This window comes from Ampullimonas aquatilis, assembly GCF_049675895.1.
GTDB lineage: Bacteria > Pseudomonadota > Gammaproteobacteria > Burkholderiales > Burkholderiaceae_D > Ampullimonas > Ampullimonas aquatilis.
The window spans coordinates 3,413,566-3,439,594 of the sequence record NZ_CP183834.1 but is presented as its reverse complement, the minus strand read 5'-3'; the positions used below and the strand labels follow the sequence as shown (position 1 = coordinate 3,439,594).

Here is a 26,029-nt window from a genome sequence, read left to right as displayed (position 1 = left end):
ATAAACATTATCAATATTCAATATTTGAATTTTTTAGTCTTGCAAGTCATTGTCAATGACAATTCATCAAACTCGTGGTTGACGATGCAATAGCAAGGCCAGCACCGCCACACCACAAAACGCGGCACCCGCATAAAACGTCATGGCTGCGCCATAGACATCCCACAATAAGCCTGCCAGCGTGCTGGCTATCAACATGGCAATGCCGCTCACCAGATTAAACATGCCAAAGGCCGTGCCGCGTAAATCGGCCGGGGCGGTGTGGGCAATCATCGCAGACAGCAAGCCTTGTGTCATGCCCATATGAACACCCCAGAGCGCCACACCAGCCAGGATCACCGTCCAATGGTTGCTGCTGGCCAAAACAAAATCGGCCGCAATCAACACCAGCAAGCCCAATATCAGCAAGGTACTGTGGCTCATGTGATCAGACAGCTTGCCAAAGGGATAGGCGGTGGCTGCGTAGATGATATTCATCGCCACCATCACCAATGGCACTAAGGCCACGGCTACGCCGCTTTGTTGCGCACGCAAGACCAGAAAGGCTTCGCTAAAGCGCGCCAGCGTAAAGACGGCACCGATGATCACCACCCACCAATAGGGCTTGCCCAGTCGTTGCAAGTTGGTGCGGGTGATGGGGTTGCCCTGTGATTTGCGTTGAATGTCAGTGGGTTCACGTACCCAGGCCCATAACAGCAGCGCCGACAATATGCCGGGAATCACTGCCACCCAAAATACGGCGCGATAGTTATCATGCCAAAGCAGCATCAAGCCTACTGCCAACAATGGGCCGGTAAACGCACCAATGGTGTCAAGTGATTGGCGCAGACCATAAGCCGCACCGCGTTGCTCGGCTGGGGTGACATCGGCAATCAAGGCATCGCGCGGCGCACCGCGAATGCCTTTGCCAACGCGGTCCACCATCCGTGCCGTCAATACCATGCCGCTGGAGGTAGCCAGCGCAAATAGCGGCTTGACCACGGCGGCCATGCCATAACCCAACAAGGCCAGGCCTTTGCGCTTGCCCAGGTAGTCGCTGAGTGCGCCGGAAAACACTTTCACAATCAGCGCCGTCGCTTCGGCCACACCTTCAATCAACCCCACCATCAAGGTACTGGTGCCCAATACATTCACCATAAACAAAGGTAACAGGCCGTGCACCATTTCCGATGAAATATCCATCAGCATGCTGACAAAGCCCAGTGCCCATACCGTGGGGTGGATTTTGGTCTTGGCGGTTGGTTGACTAGCTTGGTTGTCAGCAGGGTTCATGACGGGCAATCAAAAGGGGCAGAGCAAAAAGTAGTACGCATTGTCAGCCCAGATACCCTTGTCCCGCAATAGCCCGTCAAACCGACCTTGTCTGACCTTAAATGCCCGTCGTCAGATTGACCCAGCTTTCCGGTAAGTGCTGCACAAAAAAAGTTTCGACGAGTTTGTCGCCACCACTCAATATCGCTACGCCAACCAGCAGTAATAACACCCCAAAGGCTTTCTTGATGAAATCAATATGGGTCATCAGCCAGTCACGCAGCAAGCCCGATGCGCGCCGCGAAGCATAAGCCACCAGTACCAGCGGAATGGCCGCGCCCACGCCAAACAATCCGAGCAAAATCGCACCGGGTAAGGCACCGCCTTCACTGGCCACCAGCGTTAAGGCTGAAGCCAGTAATGGACCCGAACATGGGCTCCAGACCAAACCCAGCAGACCACCGAGCAGTAATGCACCCAGCAGCGAGCCGTCATCGAGTTTGGTCGAGGCCGTATTGGCCGAACTGGCCAAAGGGCTGAGCAGATTGGTAAAGCGCTGATTCAGCGCCGGTATCAACATCGTCAGCGCAAAGGCAATCAACAGCCAGGCACCGACAATACGGATTGTGTCGCTATCAATCCCCAAGGCGGGGCCGAGCGCGCCCAACACCAGACCAATCAGCGCAAAAGAAATCGCCATCCCTGCACCCATCGCCAAAGGTGCCAGCCGGTTGGCTTGCACCGCCCCGCCCACTACCAGGGGCAGCAGTGGAAACACACAGGGTGACAGCGTCGTCAGGCTGCCAGCAATCAGGCTTAAACCTAAATGGCTCAGTGAAGGAAGGCTCATCATCAACCTTATTGCAAGCCAGCTTTAAGTGCCGTCTTGATATTGGCTGGGTCGGTATCACCTGCCAGACGCGCCTTTTCAGCCGTGCCGTGATAAACAATCAGCGTCGATTGCGCGCGTACTTTACGTGCCAGCTTTAAATCATGCTCCTTGTCGTAATCCACCACCAGTACTGACACCTTGTCCAGCTCGGCATCAGACTGCAGGTTTTGCAACACCTTTTCTTGTGCTCGACAAGTCGGGCACCAACTGGCGTGAAAGTGCAAGGCATAAGACTGGCCGGTCTTCTCGGCACTTGCTAGTGCCGCAGCGCTATAAGGCATGATCTGCAAAGCCTGCGCCGGTAGCGCCACCATCAAGGCAGCAGCACCAGCCAATGGTACCAAGCGGCGCAAGAATGAAGTAAACAGCATGATGGGAAATGAGTTGGAGGCAGTCATCGCAAAACCTTTCGTTGTATGAGTTGTGAGAAACCACAGCAAGCTGCAATCAAGGCATCATCAGTATGCGCTTACTGTGTGACTTGGTCGGGGAAAGACGAGGAAACTTACAAGGTGAATGTAAAGTCGGGTCTATTAATATTGCAATGTTTACTATCGATATATTTGTTTTGATAATATTAGTGCTGTCATGTATAGACGTTGGTTTGTTTGAAAGTTGATCGGACTTTGAACCAATTTAATTCATCCTGGAAGTGAGGAAATCCGTGCGTCTTTTATTAGCTATATTTTTGCCTTTCGTCTCTTTTTTTACTATAGGGCGGCCATTTGCGGGTATCTTCTGTTTCATTTTGCAAGTCACCGTTATTGGCTGGATACCTGCGGCAATATGGGCTACCTATGCACTGGGTCAATACAAAACTGACAAAAAAATAGAACAGGCTTTGGGTAAAAAGATTTGATTTGCACACTTTGATATGCATATCAGCCCCATTCAATCACTTATGGTTTCTGGCCAGTCCATCGTTGTTGGTAAGGGTATGTCATCACCGACTTTAATATTCAGGTTGATGGTGTCAAAGTTTATGGCTTGCGTGTAAATGGTGCGAATAAATTGCTTTCGGCTCAAAGCACAGTCGGTGCTTTTGCCAATGATTCCACGACTTCTATAAAAGCCTGGTTTGATCCAACCACACAATCTACGATATCAGTATCTGGTATGTCACATTCATTGGTGTTGTTGCGTGCAGTTGTCGGTTGTTTGATTGCAGTGATCTATGGTGTGAGCACGCATAACAATTTGAGTGCAGTAATAGGCATTGTCGTGACAGTGTTTGTTGTGTTTGCCTTATTGATGCGAAGGGTAATCAGTGCTTCGCAATTGGCAGACCGGCCAAATCATGAATATCGCTTGCTTAACCCAAACAAACTCTAGCCAAAATGAAATTAATAACTGAATGTTTACTTTAATGCCACATTAGCGATATGAATGGGCCACGATCATCGAATTCCTGATTGAACTGCTCGCCGAAATAATTCTGCAAGTGTTTGCCGAAACTTTGATTGAGTTTGGCTGGCATGCCGTGGTTGCGCCATTTCAACGGCAATCCAAACCCTGGTTGGCGGGTGTCGGTTATGCCCTGTTCGGTGCGCTGATTGGAGCAATCAGCCTATGGCCATTTCCTAATCAGTTTGTTACCTCGTATGTGGGCAGGCTGGTGGGGGTGGGGATTACGCCTGTCATCGCAGGATTATCCATGATGACAATCGGTGCGTGGCGGCGCAAGCTCGATCAACCTCTGATCCGTATTGACCGATTTGCCTATGGTTATCTGTTTGCCTTGGGCATGGCCGTGGTGCGCTTTATATTTGGTCATTAAATATTCTTAAGTGGTATGTCACCCACCCACGTTCTCTTTATTTGCAGCCTGAATCGATGGCGTAGCCCAACCGCTGAACAGCTGTTTTCTGAAACGCCCGAATGGGAGTGCGCCTCAGCAGGGTCGAATTATGGTGCTGATAACCCGCTAACGCCTGAGTTGCTGGAATGGGCTGATTTGATTTTTGTGATGGAGCGCAGTCACAAAAGCAAGTTGTCTGCTAATTTCAAACCATACTTACGAGATAAACGCGTGATCAGTCTGGACATTCCGGATCGTTATCTATTTATGGATGCCGAATTGATCCGACTGCTCAAGAAAAAAGTCGGCCCCTATTTGCCTGGTTGTATATAAGCAGTACAGTTAATTTGATAGATCTGTGCTCTACATGAGCTTGTGTAAATCATTACACTTGCATATTCGTTTTCCTTGTTAAGGTTCATCATGATACTCACTTCAGGTTTATTGGTTTTTGCCGCCGCCGCTTTGCTGATGGCTTTAACGCCCGGACCCAATATGATTTATCTGATATCGCGTTCTTTGTGCCAGGGCAAGCGCGCTGGTGTGATTTCGTGGACGGGCGTGGTGGTTGGTTTTACGGTACATATGTGTTCTGCAGCATTGGGCCTGACAGCCTTGTTCATGGCAGTACCATTAGGTTATGAAATTTTAAAGATGGCGGGTGCCTTATACCTTGTCTGGTTGGCCTGGCAGTCGGTTCGTCCGGGTGCGCGTTCCCCGTTTGAGCCCAAAGCTTTGCCAGATGAATCGACGCATCGTCTGTTTACGATGGGTTTGCTGACCAGCATTCTGAATCCCAAGGTCGCTATTTTTTATCTTTCAGTCTTGCCGCAGTTTATCGTGCCCGCTCATGGTTCGGTGTTGAGCCAAAGTCTGACATTGGGTTTTACGCAGGTGTTGATTGGTGCGACGATCAATCTGCTAGTTACGCTATGTGCTGCCAATATTGCCAGATGGTTTGCGCGAAACCGTCATTGGCTTGCCGTACAACGTTATGTGATGGGGGCCGTGCTTGGTGGGCTGGCGTTGCGCTTGTTGGCAGAGCAGCGGCGTGCGGTGTGATGTCAGAAAATATCCTGAGCGATGTTGAATGTGGCAGGGCAGTTGATAAATAATTAAATTTTTAATAATATAATAAAGGCGGGTCTGGCCGGTAATTGCACTATGATTGGCGAATTGGCTAAATTATAAATATCGCCTGGTTTACTTCCCCGCCTTCAACACCACCGGCACGACTTCCACCACACCTTTGTCACTCCCCACCATGATCTGGCCTTCCTGAATGGTAACGGACAGGTTCATGCTGCGCTCGGCCAGTTTGGCGAGAGCCTGAGTGGCGTCTTGAGGGAGGTCGATGACGGTGAGGTTATTCAGTCGGGTGAGTTTGTTTTCGATGGCTTTCCACCATTGTTGTGCACCCTGGCCGCCGTAGCAGTAGAGCGTCGCTTTGTCGGCGCGGTTGCTGGCTTTGATGAGGCGGCGGTCGTCGGGTTGACCGACTTCGATCCAGTGTTCAATCTGGCCGGTGAGGTCTTTTTGCCAGAGGTCGGGCTCGTCGGCTTCGCTCAGGCCTTTGGTGAATTCGAGATGTTCGTGGGCGTTGATGGCAAAGGCCAGAATGCGCACCATCATGCGCTCATCGGTTTCGGATGGGTGGCGGGCGATGGTGAGGGCATGGTCGGCGTAGTAGTGACGGTCCATGTCGGCGATTTGCAGGTTGGCTTTGAAGATGGTGGCTTTGAGTGCCATGGTGTTCGCTCAATCAATATACTTAATAGGGGTATATTTTAACCCTATTTATTTACGCACTTAAGGCTATTATTTTGACTGATACTCCTTCAATTTAGTGGTTTTGGTAAAAAAGTGCCGGAACAGGTTTGATCTGTTCCGGCACTAAAGACGGTGTGGGCTGGGTTGGTGAGCCTGGGAAGCTTCCCGCCAACGCCGCACCGTCAAACGGACATGGTGGGTGCTAGCTAACCATCATGGGAAAGTGATCGTGGTGGCAACCAGGGTGCCGTTTTTCATGCTGCCGGTGGCAATGGCACGGATACCATCAGCGAGGTTGGCAGCGCTGCCGTTGATGTAGCTGGCGTTGCTGGCATCGACCAGTTGCTCGTTGATGCGCAGGTTGGCAGTGGAAACGAAGTCGCTCACATAACCTTGCACATTGGCGTAGGTGCCGTTGTTGGGCGTGGTGATAGTGATTTGCGATGCTGTTACCTGATCACCCGATACGGTACCGTCCACGGTGATGGTGGCGCCACTGCGCAGGCTGGATAAAGTGCCGCCGTATATCACCGTGTTGCTATTGGTCACGACCAGCGAGCCATTCAGCGTAAAGGTGCCGGCTGTGGCATTGACGTTGTAGGCCACGCCGGGAATGCCGGTGACGGTGTAGCTTGCGCCACCTCCGAATTGCACAGCATTGACCGTAAACACACCACTCACAAAGGCACCACGAACCACGGCAATATCATCATTGTTAAAGTCGGTCACGGTAGCGGCAGTGCCATTGCTGTTTTTAAAAGTGGCATTGCTGGCGAGCTTCATGGACACCTTGTTGAGATTGAAGGTGCCCAATGATGCATCATAGTTTTCCACCTTGCCAGCCAGTGTGCGAATCTTGCCGCTGGCCGTGGTGATCAACTCTATCTTGCTGGCTGAGAGCGTGCTGCCATCGCTGCTGGTACTTGGTGCAGTGATGCGCACCAGCACGCCATCGGCCAGATTCTCAGCCGTGCCATTCACAAAGGTGGCGCCACTGGTTGAGACTGGCACGCCACGCACCACAAAGTTGTTGGCAGAAACAAAATCGGTAATGGCACCCGTCAGCACCACCTGGCTATCACCCAGATTGCGGATGTACTGGATCGTGCTGGCTTTGAGCAGATTATTGCTAAAGCTGCCCGATACGCGCAAGGCGCGGCCATTGGCCAGGTCTGCGGCAACGCCATTGGTATAGTTGGCGGTGCTGGCATCCACGGTCACATTGCCCAGCGCAAAGGTTTTGTTGCTGGCGCTGTAGTTGCGTACCCAGCCACCCACGCGGGCGCTGTTGCCATCGGTCATATTGGCGTTGGAAACCGCGATTACCTTGGCCGTCAACACACCGGCGTTGGTCGGGGCGCTATCACTCCAAACGGTGACGGTCAGATCATTGGTCAGCGACAGGGTACTGGGTATCAGAGTCGTGGCCGAGTAGTTGACAGTCAGGCCACCAATCGTAAAGGTTTTTGCTGCTGTGTCCAGATTGCTGATGTTGCCCACGACGCGCGTCTTGGTGGCAGTAGATGGATCTTTCACTTCAATCCGCGTGGCGGTAATCGTGCCATTGCCAGTGGTGATGCCATATACAATCACCAAATCGCCCACTGCAATATCGGCCATGCTGCCGACACCGGAGTAGATGGTAGGTAAAGCCGGGTTGCTCGACGGCACCACCGTCTGGCCAGATACCGTCATGCTGGTTGCGCTGCCGGCAGTAACCCGGCCAATGGTGGCGGCTGCATATACCATCGTAGTGACTTTGCCACTGGCACTGATTTGTGCAGTGACCTGCATGCCCAGCGCAACATCCGATGCCGGTACTTCGGTACTGGTGGATGGATCAGTACTGGTGCTCACCACGGCTGCGCTGGTATCGTATTCTTCACCATCAATGATCACACTGCCAAAGCCGGTGACGGTGCCGGTAGCGGTGGTTTCGGTGCTGCTGGCGCTGGTTGTGGATGTACTTGTGGTACTGCCACTACCGCCGCCACAACCTGTAAAGGCTATCGATCCGGCCAGACTCAACACCAGCCACGGTTGAATTAAAGACTTCATGGCAACTCCCTTATCAATCAAATTAAAACGGTTCAAAATCTGTCAAAGTGCTTAATGCTGGTGCGATCAAAGTGCCAGGCAAAACGCGCTGAAGATCATGCGATGCGGTGAGTGATATCGTCACGCCATCAATGACTGCAATCTTTGGCAACCCATGAGTTAATGGTAGAAATAAGCCATGTGTGCTTCATGACAACTGCGCCGGGTTTGTGACAGGATGTGAGCAGAATGCGGTTTTGACATGCTTTGACATCACTTCGGACGCAGCAATCGGCAACTCGTGAAGCAATGCTGAAAAAATTGGAATTGCCAAGCAGGGTTGGGACGAGCGCTTCACTACAAAGACACGAAGGGAAAAGCCAAAACGAATGTGATTTGAGCGATGCAGGTATGGCGATGTTGAACAACTAAAGCATGGATGGTTGATGAAAACGGCAGTTTGTAAAGAGCTGACTGTAAATAGAGGTAAGACGTATGAGAGGAAGTTGCAAGCAGCAAAGCGCTTCTTTGTGCCAGTTAAGGACTTTGTCGTAATTAAATTTTAGATTCTCTTGGCGCACTTGGCGTCTTGGTGATGATGAATTCTTTTACCAAACCTGCCAGCGCGGCATGGCACCGCGCCTTGCTGCGATGACTACAGATGCGCCCTGATCTTGTCGGCAATCACCTTGAGCTTGTCCGGACTTTCCATCGAATCGGCATGGCGTCGCAAGGCCACACCTTCTTGCCGCGGGATAATATGAAAGTGAATATGTGGCACAGTCTGGCCAGCTTCCGGGCCATTCAATTGCATCAGCGTAAAGCCTGGTACATCCAGCGCCTTTTTTACGGCGGTGGCCATCTTTTGCACAATCTGAATGGCGTTGGCCGCGCCAGCGGGCGACAAATCCAGCAAAGTCACGGCGGGCTCCTTGGGCACCACCAGTGTATGCCCCTCGGCTTGCGGCATGATATCCATAAAAGCCAGCGTCAGCTCATCCTCATATACCTTGGTGCAGGGAATCTCCCCGCGCAGAATTTTTGCAAACACATTGTTGTTGTCGTAGGCCATCATTTGCTCCCTGTCTCGTTTCATCGTTAGCTGTGATTATGCTGGATTCTGATGTGAGGCGCGATTTTGAATTGATATAGTAAGCAAATTTTCTTAGTGTTAAAAAAAATTTTAATAAGTGCTCCTAACTATAAACATTCACGTAACATTTGAAATGTTAGTAAAGATATTGTTTCTTGGTGCAATTTTTTAATTAAAAGATTTAAGAACTTCAATTATGAAGAAATCATTTACTGGTTATTACTCACCGAATGAAGATGAATTCGCCCGATTGTGGAAAGATGGGCTTATTGTTATTGATACAAATATCTTGCTCAGTTTGTACCGATTACCAAAAAAAGCCCGTGAAGAGTCCCTGAGTCTTCTGAACAAAATGAAAGAAAAGCTTTGGATTCCACACCAGGTAGCGCTAGAGTTTCAGCGCAATAGATTGACGGTAATTGAGGGTGAGCGGTTATCTACAGAGAAGGTTTTAAATGACACAAAACAATCAGTAAATAGTATTAAAAAAAGAATTGAAGACCTTGAGATGGATAAGAGGGGGCTTGATTTATTGACCCAACCCTTATTAGATGATTATGAAAAAGTCAATCAAGCTTTAGTTAATGCAATTGAGAAAATACATGAGTCGTTACTTGATATCTCATCTGTAGATCCAATTAGGAACGAGATTGATAATTTATTTGATGGAAGAGTTGGGGGGGCGCCGAAAGATCAATCGGAACTAGATGAACTTTTTAAAAGGGGCGAAGAAAGGTACAAGCAGAGAATACCTCCAGGTTATGAGGATGCTTCTAAAGAGAAAAATTTAAATGATGCAACCTTTGTTTTTGATCATATTGTTTATCAAAAAAAATTTGGAGATTTAATACTATGGAATCAACTGATTGAGCATGCTCGGAAACAAAAAATTAAAGCTGTAATACTAGTTACTCAAGATGTTAAGGAGGATTGGTGGTGGAGAGAAAAGGGTAAGACAATTGGACCACATTCAGAGCTAATGAGTGAAATAAAGCGAGAATCGGGAGTGGAATTATTCTGGATGTACTCATGGCCGAACTTTATTGAACATGCAAATAAAAATTTTGAAAATACAGTCTCAACGGAATCTGTTGAGGATATTCAACAGCTATCCAAATCTATTGATTATGAGCGTGATTTGATAGGTGACTATATTGATTTCGTTCATAAATCTAATTTGGAAAGAATGTTAACTATAAAAACTGATTCCATCTCAAATATAGGTAATCATCTTGAACTTAGGGTGATGAGGTGGATTCAAGAAAACATTTGTCCAGTAAAACTAAATGAAATCGGATTTCCTCATTTTATAAGTGTGGATGAACAAGTATCTGCGGGATACCATGTGATATTTGTTTCGGATATTTTCGAAGCTATTGAACATGATTCACATATAGAATTTACTTTAAGTAAAGCTTTTCAAGAGTTGATGAATGGGTCTATTAAAAGCTTTTCTTTGATTGTTGCAATTACTAGTCAAGCTGAGCCAGTTGCGATTCGTAAATTAGAAAGTTTTAGAAATTATTTCCGATCTATCATGATTGAAAATCGCTGTTCTTCAATAATTTTCGGGTCGATTAATGAGTTTAATTCTTTTACCTTATATGATTTTTTATCAACTAATCAGTTGGAAAGATTAGCTTGGCTTGGAAAGCGCGAATAAAAAAACACCGAACCGCAGCTAGCTGGTTCGGTGAATCGATCAGGCGGGAAAGCGTGATCGGACCTTGAGGAGGAGAACGGTGGGGTTATGCCAGATTGGTACTCACCAGTGGGAAGTCGACCACGGTTGCAGCAATATGGTTGAAGTAATTGGTGAAGGTATTAACGCCAACATGGGCGATGATCTCTACAATTTCGGCTTCGCTGTAACCGGCACTGCGTACAGCCTGCAGTTGTTCATCGCTGACACGACCACGATTTTGAACGATGGCTTGGGCAAAAGTGATGGCAGCCTGGGTTTTGCTGTTGTCGGAGCGGCCATGCAAGTTGTTGGTCAATTCGGCCACACTGACGCCAGCGCCCTGGCCCAGCAGGGTGTGGGCAGAGGCGCAGTAGTCGCACGTATTGGCGGCGGCAATGGCAACCGCCAATTGCTCGCGCAGACTGGCAGACAATACGCCACCGGCCAGAGTTTCGGTTTGGGCCAGATAAAAATTGAGTACGGCTGGTGAATGCGCAAAGGTCTTAAACAGATTTGGCACGATGCCGAGTTTCTTTTGCACAGCGTCCAGAGTAGGTTGGGCGGCAGCAGGGGTGTTGGCATGGTCAAGGGCTTGAATGCGGGTCATGAGGATCTCCTGAGTGAGTGGTCAGCGTGCTGGATTGCACAGACCTCACTTTGCGCCAAAGCTTGATACTATTGATCACCATTCGTCTCAATCAACAAACCAATCGTCGATCATGGATCCGTTATCCCCTTTATTTGCCCGTTTCAGTTTGAGTGCCCGCGTCTTTCATTCGGGTTCGCTGTGTGCCTCAGTCAATTTTGATCGTCAGCCTGGCCTGGGTTATTTGCATGTCTTGCGCAAGGGCAGTCTGCGCGTGCTCAACGAAACGCTGCCATTGGGTGCATCGGATGAGTTGCAGACCATGATGATTGATGAGCCTTCCCTGCTCTTTTATCCGCGCCCTTATTTTCACGGTTTTCGGGTGGATGATCCGCAAGGTGCCGAGCTGGTTTGCGCGCTGATTGATTTTGGCGGCGGTATGGGTAACCCACTCTTGCAAGGCTTGCCCGATATTTTGCTGGTGCCCCTGTCGAGCATGAAGGGGATTGATACCACACTCGCCATGCTGTTTGAAGAAGCCTTTAACGAGCAGGCCGGGCGGCAGGCGGCCATTAACCGTCTGGCCGAATATTTTTTGGTATTGCTATTGCGGTATGCGATTGACAGTCGGCTGATCAATGGCGGCGTGCTGGCCGCTTTGGCTGATCCACGTATTGCCAAATCGTTGCAGGCCATGCATGAACAGGCGCACGAACCCTGGACACTGGAAAGCCTGGCGCAGTTGGCAGGTATGTCGCGTGCCAGTTATGCGGCCCATTTCAAGGTAGTGACGGGCATGACGCCGCTGGATTACCTGACCGACTGGCGTATCAGTCTGGCGCAAACCCTGTTAAAGCGCGGCAAGCCCTTGAAGATGGTCGCGCCACAGGTTGGCTATTCCAGCCCGATTGCCTTGACACGTGTGTTTACGCGTCGGCTTGGCAAGTCACCGACTCAATGGCTGAGTGGGAGCGAGTCGATTGCGATGGATGCGGTGGCCGAGCCAGCACGGCTGGTTGAAAGCTAGATGGTCGTTGCTGGGATTTGGTTTTTCTGGATAATTTTCTGGTTGCATGCGTCATTTTTGAAAATTAAATAACTTAAATTTAATAAAAATTTTTGTCGTCGTGATTGAATATTGAATGATTCAATTTTATTGGCCATAAAAAAGCCGGCATGGCGACCGGCTAACCAACCTGCTGGGTCACACCGCTTGTTTCGCAAGGGCAGCCAGGTTGGCACGTCAAGCTACGACAGATGCTGCCGTCAGGCAGGTAGGTCGCTCAAAGGCGTGGAGGCAGACGCTAGCTGTTGTGGATCAAGCGCTTCGGCAATCCGTGAAAAGAGTTTGCGCATGTCGGTTTCAGCCTCGCGACCACGTAACGGATCACGGTGGTTTTCAAAGGCGGTGGCAATTTCCTGCCAATCGTCGGCGGCCAGATACTGACGTGCTGCGGGTAAGAGGGTGGACTCTTCCAGATTCATATGCGTCCAGACATTTTTCACCAAGGTGTCAAACGATGCGGCGAGTTCCGCCAGTGCATTCGGCTCGTTTTGCTCAAGGCGTATCAACAGATTACGCAACTGTTCGACATGATGATGCTCTTGCGCGTGCTGACGTTTGAGTTCGGTAATCACGCCATCGTAGTTCATGGTGCGCTCGCAGAGCGTCCAGAATAGATGGAGTTCTTCTTTGGGGTGATGCAGCTTTTCCGGAAATTCTTCAATGTAATTCAACATGCCCCGCAGCAGCACCAAGTCCAGCGCAGCGGGGTTGGCTACTGCTTCGGCGAGCAATTTTTGCATGCCACGCAACACCACCGCATAAGAGCGATGTTCATCCTGAATAATGGCAATCGCCTTGTTGGCCGCTGCCGCAGGGTCTTGTGATTCTACCGATGACACCAGCACCGAAATGCCACTGCGACGCAAGACCTTTTCGGTCTGTGAGCTTTCCAGCAAGCCACGCAGGCCATGCTGACCACGCGTCGACATGAAGATCAGATCACAACCGCATTCTTTGGCCGCATCCACAATCGCCTGGGCGGGATGTTCGCTGGGTTTGGAGAGTGGTTCGCACGCCAGGCCTGCATGCCGTGCGGCAGTCAGCGCCTTGGACAGAATGGCGTTGCTGTCGGCGGTGATGTCACGCAGCATGCTCGCGGGTGACAAACCAAATGGCAACATGCTCATGCCGGTAGCAGCATCGGGGCGCGCATGAAAAAACGTGATCCTGGCACCGAGTTGTTTGGCCAAGGTGATGGCGCGACTGGCGTTGTGAGTCGATAAGTCGGTACCATTAACGGGAACGAGAAGGTGGCGATACATGCGGCTCTCCAAAGAGTTGTGCAAGGCGAGGATCAATCTTGCTCGGTATTGGGCAATGGCGCTGCCTTCATTGGAGCAAGCGATAAAACGCCAACTTCACAATAGCTTTTTGTGGCTGCAGGCCATTTGATGCAACACAAAATGTGGCACTGGCAAAAGCTGCGTTGTTTCAATCTCTGATGTAGATCAAGTAAATGCTGATCAGGCTGATTCGGTCGAACTATCATGATGACGGCTCTTTGCGATGCTGCCATCTGACGTACTTTGAGCTGGTGTCGTCCGGTTGAAAGATAATGGGGATATTAGCGTTGTGGCTGTTTGAATGGATGGAAGATGAATAATTGGATTAACTGGCTCGGTGCCGGACTGATGATGACGTGCTCAATTGTCGCTGCCGATCCGAGCCGTCCGGGTGGTGGCGAGGTGATGTCGGCAGAAGCCTGGGCCTTCAAGTTTACGCCTTCACTCTATCGCACCACACATGAAACCACGGCGAGTGATTTGAATCTGCGTGCCAATCTGGGCGAGCACGCCCTTTGGCTGGGTTATTACCGGCGTGGCAGTGAGTTTCAGCAAGCCCGTACCGGTTATGAATACACGCTGCAACTACCGCATGTGCAGATTGTGCCGTCACTGCAATTGGCCACACGGGGCTTTGTGGGTGGCAGCCTCAATGCGCAGGCAGGTGACGAGGTGTATGCCTTGCTGGGTTATGGCCGCACCAATGCGCACGACTACTACAACCTTAACTTTGATCCCAATGACTCCGTGGTTTATGGTCTGGGCACGCATTTATTGCCACACTCCAACTTGATGCTGTTTACCGTGAAGGATAATCGCCTGCATACTGATCAGGTGGTCAACCACCTGGTCTGGCGCTTTAATGCCGCCGATGATCAACGCTGGACGCTGGATGCGTCAACCAAACATGGGCGACCTGCCGAAGACGAGACCTCGGTATCGGGCAAGGCGCTGTCGCTGACTTATGACGATCGGGATATCTTTGTGCGGCTGGCGCGTGACTGGAAGGTCAATTTTTCAGACGATACGCAAACGCGGGTGTCTCTGGGTTTGCGGTTTTGATGGCTGACCAGCAGAATAAATTCTGCTGTACTCGGGCGGCAGTGAGCGGTTTGGCGTAACGATTTGGTGTAAATATATACTCCCAATCTGTATTTAAAACAGGCTAATTAATAAGCACTTAAGGGGCTTATTATTGGATATACTCCTTTAAATATGTCTAAGTCAGGCATCTGGTTAAACAATGGCAGGCGTAAAAAAGGGCGGTCATAACCGCCCTTTGAGGTACTACATCGCTGATGCTGAACATGTTTTGGCGTTGGCAAACTCGTTTGCCCATGCGTTTACACGTTGCGGCGACCAATTCCAATGTAATCCAGCTCATACAAACGCACGCGTTCGGGTGAGTAGAGATTGCGGCCATCAAAAATCACTGGGCTTTTGAGCGACTGTTTGATCAGATCAAAGTCAGGTGAGCGGAAGCTCTTCCATTCCGTCACAATCGCCAGCGCATCGGCCCCCTTGAGTGCTTCATCCTGGTCATTCACAAATCGAATCCGGCCACTGGCTTTAACTTCAGCCGACAAGGCTTCTTGTGCGGTTTCCAGTGCAACCGGATCATAGGCCACAATGGACGCACCGGCCTTAATCAATTTTTCAATCAAGACCAATGATGATGCTTCGCGCACATCGTCCGTGCCCGGTTTAAATGCCAAACCCCAAATAGCAAAGGTTTTGCCAGCCAGACCGGTTGCCGCAAAGTAGGCGGCAATTTTTTCAAACAGTACTTCTTTTTGATACGCGTTGCGTTCTTCCACTGCATTGAGCATGATTGGCTCAACCCCGGCTTTTTCAGCCATATTGATCAGCGCTTTGACGTCTTTCGGGAAGCAGGAGCCACCGTAGCCGCAGCCAGGATAAATGAACGAGAAGCCAATCCGTGAGTCCGAACCAATCCCTTTGCGCACGTCTTCCACATCCACTTTCATGGAATCACACAAGGCGGCCATTTCATTGATGAAGGAAATCTTGGTGGCCAGCATACAGTTGGCCACGTACTTGGTCATTTCGGCTTCACGAATGCCCATGATCAAGGTGCGTTCGTGATTGCGGGTAATCGGTTGATACAGCTCGGCCACGCGTTCACCGGCGGCTTTGCCTTCGGGCGTGCGGTCGCAGCCAATCACCACGCGGTCAGGCCGCATGAAATCGGAAATGGCGGCGCCTTCCTTCAAAAACTCGGGGTTGGAAATCACCTGAAAGGCAATCTTTTCGCCGCGCTTGTCGAGCTCTTGCTGAATCGTGTCACGTACCATCTCGCCAGTACCCACCGGCACCGTGGATTTGTCGATCACGATCATCGGCCGGCTTAGATGCTGGCCAATCTGGCGTGCCACCGCCACCACATGCGACAAATCGGCTGAGCCGTCTTCTTCCGGTGGCGTACCCACCGCAATGAAGCAGATTTCAGCACGATTCAGCACTTCGGGCAGGCTGGTCGAAAACGCCAGGCGCTTTTGTGCATAGTTTTGCAGCACCATCGGCTCCAGGCCAGGTTCGTAAATCGGAATACGACCTTGTTTCAATGCCTCGATTTTGTGTGGATTGGTATCCACGCAGATCACATGGTTGCCCACTTCGGCAAAACAGGTGCCTGTCACCAGGCCAACATATCCGGTACCTACAACGACGATATTCATAGAGTTAAAGAGAGGAAGTTAAAAATTCGGTAGTGAAAGTTTCGATTGGGTCGCAATGTATCACGGCACTGCGACACAATGATGATCTTGGATGTAACACTCATTTGCTTTGCGCCATTAGTTTGCGATAACGGATTAATTCGTCATCAAAACGCGCGTTGATGCGTTTGATTTCATCGTGGCGATCGGCAATATAGATTTTTTCGGTTTCCAAAACGGCATCCAGTTCGTAGTGGCGCCGCCGCAAAGTGGGAGACGCACCCGCTGGGCCTTTGCTGGCAACAATGTCATCAATTTCCTTGATTTCCTTTTCCGCCAGCAAAATGCGTTTTTCTGAACCCTTGATCTGTTCCTCCGGAAAAGCCAGGGCACGTTGACGGGTTTCCTGCAGATCGGTTTCGCTCTTGTAAACCTGCAAGGCGCGGTCACGGCGGGCAATGTCCTGCAGACGGCGGACTTCACGGCGCTTGGCTTCCTGCTCTTCTTCGTAGCGCAATTCTTCCTTGATCGACATCGGCGGCAGAACTTCCTTGATTACCTGGCCAGTTTTGCCCAACTCTTTTTGCGTGCGATCTGCGCATTCAGGAATGGGGCGATCCGAGGTAATCATACGGCCACTGGCATCCCGACAGGCATAAATTTTGGAAACAGGTTCAGCTTGTGCCCACGCCAGCTCAGCCAGTCCCATCAGCCACGCGCATAGCAGTGCGCTGAGCAGGAATGGGGCAGGGACTGAGCGACGCATCGGGTTCAGATTCCGTATTGCTGACGATATGCGGTAACGGCAGCCCGATGCTGTGTCAGCTCGGGCGCGGCATGACCATCCAGGTAGGCCAGCAAGTCAGCCAGATTGGCAATCGCAATGACTGGCAGGCCGAATTCATTTTGAACATCCTGCACGGCTGAGGTGGCGGACAAGACGCCTTCCTTGGCGCCGCGTTCCATGCGGTCCAGTGCAATCAACACGGCGCAGGGTGTGGCACCGGCAGCACGGATCAGGTTGACGGATTCGCGCACCGATGTACCCGCAGAAATCACGTCGTCAATGATGACGACCCGGCCTTGCAGTTTGGCACCTACCGTGGTGCCGCCTTCGCCATGGTCCTTGGCTTCTTTGCGGTTGTAGGCGTAGGGCACGTCACGACCTTCAGCAGCCAGCGCAACGGCGGTAGCACTGGCCAAGGTAATTCCCTTGTACGCTGGACCAAATAGCATGTCAAAATCAACGCCGGACTGTAGCAGGGTGCGTGCATAAAAACGCGCCAGTTGCCCCAGGCTGGCGCCACGGAAAAACAGGCCAGCGTTAAAAAAGTAAGGGGATTTGCGGCCAGCCTTGGTGATGAACTCGCCAAACGACAAAACCCCTTCCTTGAGCGCAAACTCAATGAATTGTTGCGAAAGCAGGTTGTCGGAATTCATTTGGCTGGTATCGGTGGCAGGCACAATAGAATGAGTCATGGTTACATTTTTCCCAATTTGCAATTTTTCATAAAAACGTCAAACAATGCTGCGAATTATTACCGCAAACCTCAACGGCATCCGTTCTGCCGCTAAAAAAGGCTTTCTTGAGTGGGCTTCCGCGCAACAGGCGGATGTCTTGTGTGTACAGGAACTCAAGGCGCAGGCACCCGATATGACGCCCCAGTTTCAAACGATTGGCAACGGTGAGTCGGCCTTGATCGGCCATTTTCATCATGCCGAAAAAAAGGGCTATAGCGGCGCGGGCCTCTATTGTAAGAAAGCCATTGATCGAACGGCTGGTTTTGGCAGCCCCGAGTTTGATGCTGAAGGCCGTATTGTGCAGGCCAATCTGCACACCAGTATAGGCCCATTGTCGGTGATTTCGGTTTATGTACCATCGGGCTCCAGCTCGGAAGAGCGGCAGGCAGCCAAATTTCGTTTCATGGTGCAGTTTTATCCCTATTTGCAGCAACTCCGCGATACTGGCAGTGAAATTATCGTCTGTGGCGACTGGAATATTGCGCATAAGGAAGTTGATCTGAAAAACTGGAAAGGCAATCTGAAGAATTCCGGTTTTCTGCCCGAGGAGCGCGCCTGGCTGACGCAGGTGTTTGATGAGCTGGGTTATGTGGATGTGCATCGCTCAATCGACCCCAGCCCCGATTTATATACCTGGTGGAGCAATCGTGGTGCGGCGTATGAAAAAAACGTGGGTTGGCGGATTGATTACCAGATTGCCACGCCAAAAATTGCGGCGCTGGCCCGTCAATCCAGCGTCTACAAAACCGAAAAGTTTAGTGATCATGCGCCGCTGACGATTGATTACGATTGCAATTTGCTGCCTTAGTTACCTTACTGCCTGGTTGGCAGCCGGATTCATGGTGGAGCTACGACGGTACTCATGGCGAACTTATGACTCAACGAAGTCGGCACCAAGCCCGTCATTTTCAAGATTGTGACCAGATTGCGCCGAAATCGCTGGCCTGCCGGTAAAATGGCGGATTATTCACGCTTTATCATGACGCGCAGGCGTCATCCGGTCTTACATGCTGCCTAGCCAAAAACAACAATTGATTGAGCTGCTGGCTCAAACCGTGCAATCCATCTGCCAAGCCGCCGCTGCGCCACAACTGACCCCTACCATTGCGCTGGAGCGTCCCAAAGTCGCCGCGCATGGTGATGTTGCCTGTAATGTCGCCATGCAACTGGCCAAACCACTCAAAAAAATCCCGCGCGAGCTGGCCCAACAGATTGTTGATACCGTGCTCGCCGTACCTGCCGCGCAAGGTTTGCTGGCCAAGGCCGAAGTGGCGGGCCCGGGCTTTATCAACCTGACGTTGACGGCGGCGGCACGGGCTGCGGTGGTCGCCACAGTTTTGCAGCAAGGCCAAAACTTTGGTCACGGCCAGTCGGGCGTGGGTCATCAGTTAATGGTGGAATTTGTTTCCGCCAACCCCACCGGCCCTTTGCATGTGGGGCATGGCCGGCAGGGTGCGTTGGGTGATGCTTTATCGGCGCTGTTTGAATCCCAGGGCTGGAAAGTGGTGCGCGAGTTTTATTACAACGACGCGGGTGTGCAGATTCACAATCTGGCGATCTCGGTGCAGGCCCGTGGTCGCGAGCAATTGGGGCAAGGCATTGAGTTTCCGGAAAACGGTTATCAGGGCGAATATATCCGCGATATTGCCCGTGACCTGATTGCCCAGCAGGGTGCTGCGGCAATTGAAGACATGGAGGCGGTGCGTACTTTTGCGGTGGCGTATTTGCGTCGCGAACAGGACAAGGATCTGAAGGCCTTTGGGGTGGCCTTTGATAACTACTATCTCGAGTCCAGCCTCTATACCGATGGCAAGGTGGAATCTGCGGTGCAAACTTTGGTGAAGGCGGGCAAGACCTTTGAAGAGGGCGGCGCTCTGTGGTTGCGCACCACCGAGGATGGCGATGATAAAGATCGTGTGATGAAAAAGTCGGATGGCAGCTATACCTATTTTGTGCCCGATGTGGCCTATCACACCACCAAATGGCAGCGTGGTTTTAACAAGGTGATCAATGTGCAGGGCTCGGATCATCATGGCACGATTGCGCGGGTGCGTTCCGGCTTGCAAGGTGTGGCACACGCCAATAGCTGGCCGATTCCCAAGGATTACCCCAGTTACGTCTTGCACAAGATGGTCACGGTGATGAAAGGTGGCGAAGAGGTGAAAATCTCCAAGCGCGCCGGTTCTTACGTGACGTTGCGCGATCTGATTGAATGGTCGGGCGGTGGTGATGAGGTCAAAGGCCGCGATGCCGTGCGCTTCTTTCTGATTTCCCGCAAGGCCGATACGGAGTTTGTGTTTGATGTGGACCTGGCGCTGTCACAGTCCGAAGACAATCCGGTGTACTACGTGCAGTACGCGCATGCGCGGATTTGCTCAGTGTTGCGCAATGCTCAGGAGCAGTTGGGGTTGGATGAAGCCGCACTGCAACAGAGTTTGCTGAATGCCGATTTAAACCTGCTCGATAGTGAGCGTGCCGTGGCCTTGATGCAGAGACTGGCTGCCTTCCCGGAATTATTGGTGAGTGCCTGCCAGGACTTGGCACCACATAGCGTCGCGTTTTATTTAAAAGATCTGGCTGGCGATTTCCATTCCTTTTACAACACCGATCGGGTACTGGTGGATGATGCTGCCTTGCGTACCGCTCGATTGGCCTTGCTCGCCGCAACCCGTCAGGTGATTGCAAATGGGCTTACACTACTCGGTGTTTCGGCACCCCAAAAAATGTGATGATGACCAAACCATTCTTTAGCAAGCCATTGATTCAAGCATTCAACTCAAGCCCAGTCGCTGCCCGGCGTTGGCAGCGGCAGTGGGGTGGCACTTTTGTCGGCATCATCATCGGTTTGATTCTGGGGGTGGGGATGGCTGCCTTGTTGGCGCTCTATATCACCAAGGCACCGGTGCCGTTTCTCAATAAGGCACCTTCACGTCCGGCGGATAAACCTTTGAATAGTAATGAGCCGCTGCCCGATCCCAATAAGCCCATGTATGGTAGTCATCCTGTCAAACCAGGACAGGCTGTGCCAGCTTTGCCACCCGGTATTGCGCCAGCACCCAATGCGGTGCCGCCCGTGGCAGGCAAGGCACCTGTGGAGGACAAGTCGACACCAGAACAAACCCTGGATGAGCTGATTGCCAAGGTACGTGACAAGGATAAGCCTACGCCACCGGTTGCAGCACCTGCACCCAAGGATAAAGCGGTGACAACCGATAAAACTGGCTCTGATAAAGCGGCGTCAGCAGCAGGCGCCACCACTGCCGCAGCACCGGTGGCAGGCACCGCCGATTACCAGCGCGACAATGATCCCTACGTTTACTTTCTGCAGGCTGGTGCGTTTAAGGATAAGACCGATGCAGAAACCCAGAAGGGACGACTGGCATTGCTGGGTTTTGATGGCAAGATTGTGGAGCGTGATGTCGGTGGTGCACCGGTATATCGGGTGCGAGTGGGTCCATATGGTCGCCTGGATGACATGAACCGGGTGCGTGCCAAATTGACTGAAAATGAAATCGAAGCGTCGGTGGTGCGGATGCCCAAGCCCTGATCCATCAAGCTGGATGTATCGGGTGTAAAAGGTGACGGAATCCACGTTGTTGATAATTTTGTAGTGAGGGCGGGAACGTCCGATTGGTTGTCACAGTCGTAGTGAACAATGTCGGGCCTGGGTGGCCCGACAATTTTTTGAATGACTTTATTGAGCGAATATGAACAAGATACTGCTTTCCTTGCTGGCTTCATTGAGTTTTTCCCTGCTGGCCCACGGTGTGGCACAGGCTTCACCGGCAGCACCAGTCAATGGTACTGACTACGCCACCTTATCCAAACCCCAGGCAACGGACAGCACTGGCAAGGTCGAGGTGACCGAGTTTTTCTGGTACGGCTGTCCGCATTGCAATGCGCTGGAGCCAGCGCTGGAAGCCTGGGTTAAAAAGCTGCCCGGCGATGTCGTATTCAAGCGGATTCCGGTGGCGTTTCGTGATGATTTTGTGCCGCATCAGCGTCTGTATTACACGCTGGAAGCCATGGGCAAACTGGAAGAGTTACATGCCAAGGTGTTTCATGCCATTCATGTGGACAAGAACAATCTGATCAATCTGGATCAGCAGGCCGAGTTTGCCGAGAAAAATGGCCTCGACAAGAAAAAATTCATCGAGACGTATAACTCCTTCTCGGTGCAAAGCAAGGTACAGCGCGCCCGTCAACTGACTGCCAACTATGCGGTAGATGGCGTGCCGATGATGGCCGTGGACGGCCGCTTCACGACCTCTGCCTCCATGACGGGCAATAACGACAATCTGTTGATCGTGACGGATAACCTGGTCAAGCTGGCACGCGGTAACGGCAAAGCCAAATAAACGACTCGCTTGGTCGCTTCGTTTGGTTGGTGGCGACGGTTTGTCAGCTTGACTGATAAACCGTCGGATATTTGCCTGGATTTAACCGAGGTGAATTTTGCCCCAGTCTTTTATATTCCAAAATGCCCAGTCAATACCAAATTGGCTGGAGTACCCGTTAATATTGTCTTGTCAAGTGCGTTTTTATTGGTTGAAAATAAATACACCGCAAGAGTATATTGATGCTGCCAATCTTTACGCCCTGCTCATCAGGGCGCGGCAAACAGGTAAACGCCCTGTTCATTTTGTTGACGTGACAACTTGCCTTCCTGCCAAAGATAGTTGAGATGCGCCAGTGACTCGCCCAGGGCAAAGGTGAGTTGATGCAGATCCAGTGGTCGCTTGAACATCACGGTCAGCATGTCCATCGCACTCCCTGCCTGGGTGGTGCAGGCATCCAGTACTTCTTGCAGGCGTGCCTGATGATGCTGCTGCAACTGGGCGATGCGTGCATGCAGTCCATAAAAAGGTTTGCCATGCGAAGGCAAGATCAGTAAACCATCATCCAGCGCCAGATAACTTTGCAATGAATCCAGAAACTGTCTGAGCGGATTGCCGGTCGGCTCAATTTCCTGCACGCTGACATTGGTCGAAATTTTAGGCAACACCATATCACCGGAAATCATGACTTGCAGATCGGTGCAAAGCAGGGCGCAATGTTCGGGGCAATGCCCTTCACCACCGATGACCTGCCAATCACGTTCACCAATTCGGATATTTTGATCACGGCGTATCCGCACATACGACGTTGGCACTTGCGGCACCAGCCGCGGGTAATAGGTTTTGCGCTCGCGCAATTGCGCCAGCACGTTGGGATCAACGATGCCCTGTTGTGCATAAAAGCTGGGTGCGGCGGTGGCCGTCATATTGCCATTGGAGCCGTCATGCCCGCCTTGCCTGACGTGACCACCGCCACTGCTGAGCAGATGCCCCATCAGATATTCGGTTTGCGACATCCATAAATCCACCTGCCAGCGTTGCTTCTGCCCACCCTGGGTGAGCCACCAGGCCAGGCCGAGGTGGTCTGGGTGAAAATGGGTGACGATGACACGCAATACCGGCAAGCCATCCAGCTCATTGTCAAAAATCTGTTCCCAGAGTGCTTGGGTGATCTCACTGGTGATGCCGCAATCAATGATTGTCCAACCATCGGTCCAGCCATTACGGTCAGGTAACTGGTCGCGCAGCAGCCAGAGATTGATGTGATTGAGTGCAAACGGCAAAGGCATGGTGAGCCAGAACACACCAGGTGCCACTGCCACTTTTTTGCCGGGAGCGGGGCTATCAATGGCGGGGTAAAGCAAACTATCAGAACGGGTTTCCATGCAAACAACCTTTTGAACGTGAGCAAATATTATGCGTTAAACGTCAGTGACTTGCTGGTGCGAGGCAATTAACGACGATAATAGCGTCTTTATTTATTACATCCGACCGTCATGCAGGCTTTCCCCAAACTGTTGTCTTCGCAGATTGCTTTTGATATTGCCCACACGATTCTTGAAGGGTTTAACCGCCACTACCGCTTATTCAGTGAAATCAGTGCCCGCGCCAAACAATGTTTTGAGCAGCAAGCCTGGTTGGAGTTGCAGCAAACCGCGCGTGAACGGATTGATTATTACGATATTCGTGTGCATGAAACCGTCGATATCATCGACAACGAATATGTGCCCGAAGAATTGACCGATGACGTGCTGCAAGAGGTCAAGCTGCATTACATCGGTTTGTTGACCAACCATCTGCAGCCTGAGCTGGCCGAAACTTTTTTCAATACCGTCATTACCAAGATATTGCACCGGAATTATTTCAATAATGATTTCATCTTCGTGCGCTCGGCGGTTTCAACCGAATATCTGGAAAACACGGAGCAAGCACTCACCCCTACCTTTCGCGCTTACTATCTGGTGGAAGGCACAACGTTGGACAATCTTGAAGAAAGTCTCATCAATGCCATTGAGCGCATCATTCACAATTTTCAGCTCAATGCCCAGTATGAAGACCTGACGCGTGACACTGAATTTGTCGTGCGCGCCATCAAGGAAGAAGTCTGGCTGACCCGCATTGAGCCCAACTTTCAGATTCAGGTTTTATCGTCGCTGTTCTATCGCAATAAAGCGGCCTATGTTGTGGCGCGAATTATCAACGGCGGCAATGATTATCCGATGGTGATCCCGATCATGTGGAGTTATAAAACCAATAAGCTGCGTCTGGATACGGTGCTGTTGCGACGCGATCAGGTGCAATTGCTGTTTTCGTTTGCGCGTGCCTATTTCATGGTTGACATGACCATTCCATCGGCCTATGTACAGTTCATTCGTAACATGATGCCAAGCAAGCCACGCGCGGAAATCTACTCCATGCTCGGTCTGCAAAAGCAGGGTAAGACCTTGTTCTACCGTGATTTGCTGTATCACCTCGGTCATTCGTCGGACAAGTTTGATATTGCGCCGGGTATCAAGGGACTGGTCATGCTGGTGTTTGCGCTACCTTCATTCAATTATGTATTCAAGCTCATCAAGGACAACTTTCCGCCGCCCAAAGAGACTAGCCGTGAGTTGATCATGTCCAAGTATCGTCTGGTCAAACAGCATGATCGCGTGGGACGCATGGCGGATACCTGGGAATACTCGCAAGTGGCTTTCTCAAAATCGCGATTGTCCGAGGCACTGATCACCGAACTCAAATTGATGGCCCCTTCACAGATAGAAGATGATGGCGAAAATATCATCATTAAACATTTGTATATTGAGCGGCGTATGACGCCACTCAATATTTATCTGACGCAGGGTACGCAAGAGCAGTTGGAACATGGTGTGGTGGAATACGGTCATGCCATTAAAGACTTGGTGGCGGCCAATATTTTTCCGGGCGACATGCTTTGGAAAAATTTTGGTGTAACCCGCGGTGGGCGCGTGGTTTTTTATGATTATGACGAGATCGAGTACATTACTGACTGCAATTTTCGTAAAGTGCCCGAAGCGCGTAACGAGGAAGATGAGATGTCTTCCGAGCCTTGGTACTCGGTCGGACCACATGATGTCTTTCCAGAAACCTTTGGTACATTCCTGCTCGGTGATCTGCGCGTTCGCGAAGCGTTTCTGAAACATCATGCCGACTTGCTGGAAGCCAAATTCTGGCAAAGCCATAAGGACAATATCAAGGCCGGTTATGTCCATGATGTGTTTCCCTATCCGCAATCACTGCGCTTCAAGAACCGTTATAGTACCAATACTTCAGAAAACGTCTAACAGGAATGCCACAGCCTATGTCGTATGCCAAGATCAAAACGCAGACCAGTCGTCGACTGCCTGAACTATTTGAAAACAACCGCAATTGGGTCAAACACGTCCAGCAGGAAGACCCAGGATTTTTTAGCCGACTGGCTGAACAGCAGAGTCCAGAATATCTCTGGATTGGTTGTTCCGACAGTCGGGTGCATGCCAATGAAATCACCGGCCTGTTGCCGGGTGAGTTGTTTGTTCATCGTAATATCGCCAATGTGGTGGTGCATACCGACCTCAACTGTCTGTCCGTCTTGCAGTTTGCGGTGGAAATGCTCAAGGTCAAACATATCATGGTGGTGGGGCATTATGGTTGCGCGGGTGTCCGTACGGCGTTAAGACGGCAAAGGATTGGCCTGGCCGACAACTGGCTGCGTCATGTGCAGGATGTGCAAACCAAACACAGTCGTTATCTTGGCAGTGTGCTCAATGATGACGAGCGGGCTGATCGTCTGTGTGAGCTCAATGCCATTGAGCAGGTCATGAATGTGTGTGAAACCACCATCGTGCTGGATGCCTGGGACAAGGGGCAGGAGCTGTCGGTACATGCCTGGGTGTATGGCCTGAAAGATGGCTTGTTGCGCGATCTGGGCCTCACCATCAGCGGTCGGCAAGATATGCCGGAACATTATGATCAGGCGGTCGCGACAATCAGCCGATCGCAACAGCCATTGATTTGACGTTGTATTGAAATT

At 51.0% G+C, this 26,029-nt stretch carries 25 protein-coding genes; 13 read left to right on the top strand and 12 right to left on the bottom strand.

All coding sequences use genetic code 11. From position 1 onward, the window contains the following. Nucleotides 1-66: 66 nt before the first annotated feature. From ACMYR3_RS16090 to ACMYR3_RS16080, 3 genes are all read right to left on the bottom strand, one after another. Nucleotides 67-1,272, bottom strand: coding sequence for an MFS transporter (locus ACMYR3_RS16090; protein WP_424193064.1), 1,206 nt, complete (start codon nt 1,270-1,272; stop codon nt 67-69). A 97-nt stretch (nt 1,273-1,369) separates the two neighbouring features. Continuing rightward, on the bottom strand, nt 1,370-2,104 hold the full coding sequence (locus ACMYR3_RS16085) for a cytochrome c biogenesis CcdA family protein (RefSeq protein WP_424193062.1): 735 nt from the start codon (nt 2,102-2,104) through the stop codon (nt 1,370-1,372). A gap of 5 nt (nt 2,105-2,109) precedes the next feature. Beyond that, complete coding sequence (locus ACMYR3_RS16080) at nt 2,110-2,541, bottom strand: thioredoxin family protein (RefSeq protein ID WP_424193061.1); 432 nt, start codon at nt 2,539-2,541, stop codon at nt 2,110-2,112. Between the two features lie 266 nt (nt 2,542-2,807). Here ACMYR3_RS16080 and ACMYR3_RS16075 point away from each other — a divergent pair, with 266 nt between their 5' ends. From ACMYR3_RS16075 to ACMYR3_RS16060, 4 genes are all read left to right on the top strand, one after another. After that, on the top strand, nt 2,808-3,002 hold the full coding sequence (locus ACMYR3_RS16075; RefSeq protein ID WP_424193059.1) for a YqaE/Pmp3 family membrane protein: 195 nt from the start codon (nt 2,808-2,810) through the stop codon (nt 3,000-3,002). Between the two features lie 582 nt (nt 3,003-3,584). Beyond that, nucleotides 3,585-3,920 carry a hypothetical protein gene (locus tag ACMYR3_RS16070; RefSeq protein ID WP_424193057.1) on the top strand — a complete coding sequence of 112 codons (336 nt, stop codon included), beginning with the start codon at nt 3,585-3,587 and terminating at the stop codon, nt 3,918-3,920. Nucleotides 3,921-3,935: 15 nt separating this feature from the next. Continuing rightward, entirely contained in the window at nt 3,936-4,274 is a 339-nt protein-coding gene (locus ACMYR3_RS16065; RefSeq protein ID WP_424193055.1) for a low molecular weight protein tyrosine phosphatase family protein, read from the top strand. Nucleotides 4,275-4,364: 90 nt separating this feature from the next. Next, nucleotides 4,365-5,003, top strand: a complete 639-nt coding sequence (locus ACMYR3_RS16060) for a LysE family translocator (protein ID WP_424193053.1) — start codon at nt 4,365-4,367, stop codon at nt 5,001-5,003. A gap of 141 nt (nt 5,004-5,144) precedes the next feature. Here the strand turns inward: ACMYR3_RS16060 and ACMYR3_RS16055 are convergent, their stop codons facing one another. The 3 genes from ACMYR3_RS16055 to ACMYR3_RS16045 all read right to left on the bottom strand — a co-directional run bounded on the left by ACMYR3_RS16055 (nt 5,145) and on the right by ACMYR3_RS16045 (nt 8,820). Then, nucleotides 5,145-5,690, bottom strand: coding sequence for a YaeQ family protein (locus ACMYR3_RS16055; RefSeq protein ID WP_424193051.1), 546 nt, complete (start codon nt 5,688-5,690; stop codon nt 5,145-5,147). Between the two features lie 234 nt (nt 5,691-5,924). Then, on the bottom strand, nt 5,925-7,769 hold the full coding sequence (locus tag ACMYR3_RS16050; protein WP_424193049.1) for a DUF5666 domain-containing protein: 1,845 nt from the start codon (nt 7,767-7,769) through the stop codon (nt 5,925-5,927). 634 nt (nt 7,770-8,403) lie between these two features. Beyond that, nucleotides 8,404-8,820, bottom strand: coding sequence for an HIT family protein (locus ACMYR3_RS16045; RefSeq protein ID WP_424193047.1), 417 nt, complete (start codon nt 8,818-8,820; stop codon nt 8,404-8,406). Between the two features lie 217 nt (nt 8,821-9,037). Between ACMYR3_RS16045 and ACMYR3_RS16040 the strand changes: the two genes are divergently transcribed. Continuing rightward, complete coding sequence (locus tag ACMYR3_RS16040; RefSeq protein WP_424193045.1) at nt 9,038-10,504, top strand: PIN-like domain-containing protein; 1,467 nt, start codon at nt 9,038-9,040, stop codon at nt 10,502-10,504. Between the two features lie 85 nt (nt 10,505-10,589). Here the strand turns inward: ACMYR3_RS16040 and ACMYR3_RS16035 are convergent, their stop codons facing one another. Further along, nucleotides 10,590-11,132: a carboxymuconolactone decarboxylase family protein gene (locus ACMYR3_RS16035; RefSeq protein WP_424193043.1), complete on the bottom strand. Its 543-nt coding sequence runs from the start codon at nt 11,130-11,132 to the stop codon at nt 10,590-10,592. A gap of 112 nt (nt 11,133-11,244) precedes the next feature. Between ACMYR3_RS16035 and ACMYR3_RS16030 the strand changes: the two genes are divergently transcribed. Further along, on the top strand, nt 11,245-12,138 hold the full coding sequence (locus ACMYR3_RS16030; RefSeq protein ID WP_424193042.1) for a cupin domain-containing protein: 894 nt from the start codon (nt 11,245-11,247) through the stop codon (nt 12,136-12,138). A 239-nt stretch (nt 12,139-12,377) separates the two neighbouring features. Here ACMYR3_RS16030 and ACMYR3_RS16025 read toward each other — a convergent pair whose 3' ends face one another. Then, the gene (locus ACMYR3_RS16025) at nt 12,378-13,439 is read right to left on the bottom strand and encodes a universal stress protein (RefSeq protein ID WP_424193040.1); all 1,062 of its coding nucleotides are present in this window, start codon (nt 13,437-13,439) and stop codon (nt 12,378-12,380) included. Between the two features lie 333 nt (nt 13,440-13,772). Between ACMYR3_RS16025 and ACMYR3_RS16020 the strand changes: the two genes are divergently transcribed. Then, complete coding sequence (locus ACMYR3_RS16020; RefSeq protein ID WP_424193038.1) at nt 13,773-14,522, top strand: hypothetical protein; 750 nt, start codon at nt 13,773-13,775, stop codon at nt 14,520-14,522. A 281-nt stretch (nt 14,523-14,803) separates the two neighbouring features. Here ACMYR3_RS16020 and ACMYR3_RS16015 read toward each other — a convergent pair whose 3' ends face one another. The 3 genes from ACMYR3_RS16015 to pyrE form a co-directional block, all read right to left on the bottom strand. Further along, nucleotides 14,804-16,159: a UDP-glucose dehydrogenase family protein gene (locus ACMYR3_RS16015; protein ID WP_424193036.1), complete on the bottom strand. Its 1,356-nt coding sequence runs from the start codon at nt 16,157-16,159 to the stop codon at nt 14,804-14,806. A 100-nt stretch (nt 16,160-16,259) separates the two neighbouring features. Further along, a complete protein-coding gene (locus tag ACMYR3_RS16010; RefSeq protein WP_424193034.1) occupies nt 16,260-16,904 on the bottom strand; it encodes a DUF4124 domain-containing protein in 645 nt (214 codons plus the stop codon). 5 nt (nt 16,905-16,909) lie between these two features. Beyond that, nucleotides 16,910-17,617, bottom strand: a complete 708-nt coding sequence (gene pyrE / locus ACMYR3_RS16005) for an orotate phosphoribosyltransferase (RefSeq protein WP_424193032.1) — start codon at nt 17,615-17,617, stop codon at nt 16,910-16,912. A gap of 46 nt (nt 17,618-17,663) precedes the next feature. On the opposite strand from pyrE, the gene ACMYR3_RS16000 reads away from it, so the two are divergent. From ACMYR3_RS16000 to ACMYR3_RS15985, 4 genes are all read left to right on the top strand, one after another. Then, on the top strand, nt 17,664-18,467 hold the full coding sequence (locus ACMYR3_RS16000) for an exodeoxyribonuclease III (protein WP_424193031.1): 804 nt from the start codon (nt 17,664-17,666) through the stop codon (nt 18,465-18,467). Nucleotides 18,468-18,666: 199 nt separating this feature from the next. Further along, on the top strand, nt 18,667-20,388 hold the full coding sequence (argS, locus tag ACMYR3_RS15995) for an arginine--tRNA ligase (RefSeq protein WP_424193029.1): 1,722 nt from the start codon (nt 18,667-18,669) through the stop codon (nt 20,386-20,388). Then, the gene (locus ACMYR3_RS15990) at nt 20,388-21,206 is read left to right on the top strand and encodes an SPOR domain-containing protein (RefSeq protein ID WP_424193027.1); all 819 of its coding nucleotides are present in this window, start codon (nt 20,388-20,390) and stop codon (nt 21,204-21,206) included. The genes argS and ACMYR3_RS15990 overlap by 1 nt, the downstream gene beginning before the upstream one ends. Nucleotides 21,207-21,366: 160 nt before the next feature. Continuing rightward, nucleotides 21,367-22,017, top strand: coding sequence for a thiol:disulfide interchange protein DsbA/DsbL (locus ACMYR3_RS15985; RefSeq protein ID WP_424193025.1), 651 nt, complete (start codon nt 21,367-21,369; stop codon nt 22,015-22,017). 248 nt (nt 22,018-22,265) lie between these two features. Here ACMYR3_RS15985 and ACMYR3_RS15980 read toward each other — a convergent pair whose 3' ends face one another. Further along, the gene (locus ACMYR3_RS15980) at nt 22,266-23,381 is read right to left on the bottom strand and encodes an MBL fold metallo-hydrolase (protein WP_424193023.1); all 1,116 of its coding nucleotides are present in this window, start codon (nt 23,379-23,381) and stop codon (nt 22,266-22,268) included. Between the two features lie 111 nt (nt 23,382-23,492). On the opposite strand from ACMYR3_RS15980, the gene aceK reads away from it, so the two are divergent. Beyond that, a complete protein-coding gene (aceK, locus tag ACMYR3_RS15975; protein WP_424193021.1) occupies nt 23,493-25,301 on the top strand; it encodes a bifunctional isocitrate dehydrogenase kinase/phosphatase in 1,809 nt (602 codons plus the stop codon). Nucleotides 25,302-25,318: 17 nt separating this feature from the next. Further along, on the top strand, nt 25,319-26,014 hold the full coding sequence (gene can, locus ACMYR3_RS15970; protein WP_424193019.1) for a carbonate dehydratase: 696 nt from the start codon (nt 25,319-25,321) through the stop codon (nt 26,012-26,014). The last annotated feature ends 15 nt before the right edge of the window (nt 26,015-26,029 follow it).

Excerpts from the sequence above, each read along its gene's own strand:
- ACMYR3_RS16090 (WP_424193064.1), bottom strand. The coding sequence starts at position 1,272 with ATGAACCCTGCTGACAACCAAGCTAGTCAACCAACCGCCAAGACCAAA.
- ACMYR3_RS16085 (WP_424193062.1), bottom strand. The coding sequence starts at position 2,104 with ATGATGAGCCTTCCTTCACTGAGCCATTTAGGTTTAAGCCTGATTGCT.
- ACMYR3_RS16080 (WP_424193061.1), bottom strand. The coding sequence starts at position 2,541 with ATGACTGCCTCCAACTCATTTCCCATCATGCTGTTTACTTCATTCTTG.
- ACMYR3_RS16065 (WP_424193055.1), top strand. The coding sequence starts at position 3,936 with ATGTCACCCACCCACGTTCTCTTTATTTGCAGCCTGAATCGATGGCGT.
- ACMYR3_RS16060 (WP_424193053.1), top strand. The coding sequence starts at position 4,365 with ATGATACTCACTTCAGGTTTATTGGTTTTTGCCGCCGCCGCTTTGCTG.
- ACMYR3_RS16055 (WP_424193051.1), bottom strand. The coding sequence starts at position 5,690 with ATGGCACTCAAAGCCACCATCTTCAAAGCCAACCTGCAAATCGCCGAC.
- ACMYR3_RS16050 (WP_424193049.1), bottom strand. The coding sequence starts at position 7,769 with ATGAAGTCTTTAATTCAACCGTGGCTGGTGTTGAGTCTGGCCGGATCG.
- ACMYR3_RS16045 (WP_424193047.1), bottom strand. The coding sequence starts at position 8,820 with ATGGCCTACGACAACAACAATGTGTTTGCAAAAATTCTGCGCGGGGAG.
- ACMYR3_RS16040 (WP_424193045.1), top strand. The coding sequence starts at position 9,038 with ATGAAGAAATCATTTACTGGTTATTACTCACCGAATGAAGATGAATTC.
- ACMYR3_RS16035 (WP_424193043.1), bottom strand. The coding sequence starts at position 11,132 with ATGACCCGCATTCAAGCCCTTGACCATGCCAACACCCCTGCTGCCGCC.
- ACMYR3_RS16030 (WP_424193042.1), top strand. The coding sequence starts at position 11,245 with ATGGATCCGTTATCCCCTTTATTTGCCCGTTTCAGTTTGAGTGCCCGC.
- ACMYR3_RS16025 (WP_424193040.1), bottom strand. The coding sequence starts at position 13,439 with ATGTATCGCCACCTTCTCGTTCCCGTTAATGGTACCGACTTATCGACT.
- ACMYR3_RS16020 (WP_424193038.1), top strand. The coding sequence starts at position 13,773 with ATGAATAATTGGATTAACTGGCTCGGTGCCGGACTGATGATGACGTGC.
- ACMYR3_RS16015 (WP_424193036.1), bottom strand. The coding sequence starts at position 16,159 with ATGAATATCGTCGTTGTAGGTACCGGATATGTTGGCCTGGTGACAGGC.
- ACMYR3_RS16010 (WP_424193034.1), bottom strand. The coding sequence starts at position 16,904 with ATGCGTCGCTCAGTCCCTGCCCCATTCCTGCTCAGCGCACTGCTATGC.
- pyrE (WP_424193032.1), bottom strand. The coding sequence starts at position 17,617 with ATGACTCATTCTATTGTGCCTGCCACCGATACCAGCCAAATGAATTCC.
- ACMYR3_RS16000 (WP_424193031.1), top strand. The coding sequence starts at position 17,664 with ATGCTGCGAATTATTACCGCAAACCTCAACGGCATCCGTTCTGCCGCT.
- argS (WP_424193029.1), top strand. The coding sequence starts at position 18,667 with ATGCTGCCTAGCCAAAAACAACAATTGATTGAGCTGCTGGCTCAAACC.
- ACMYR3_RS15990 (WP_424193027.1), top strand. The coding sequence starts at position 20,388 with ATGATGACCAAACCATTCTTTAGCAAGCCATTGATTCAAGCATTCAAC.
- ACMYR3_RS15985 (WP_424193025.1), top strand. The coding sequence starts at position 21,367 with ATGAACAAGATACTGCTTTCCTTGCTGGCTTCATTGAGTTTTTCCCTG.
- ACMYR3_RS15980 (WP_424193023.1), bottom strand. The coding sequence starts at position 23,381 with ATGGAAACCCGTTCTGATAGTTTGCTTTACCCCGCCATTGATAGCCCC.
- aceK (WP_424193021.1), top strand. The coding sequence starts at position 23,493 with ATGCAGGCTTTCCCCAAACTGTTGTCTTCGCAGATTGCTTTTGATATT.
- can (WP_424193019.1), top strand. The coding sequence starts at position 25,319 with ATGTCGTATGCCAAGATCAAAACGCAGACCAGTCGTCGACTGCCTGAA.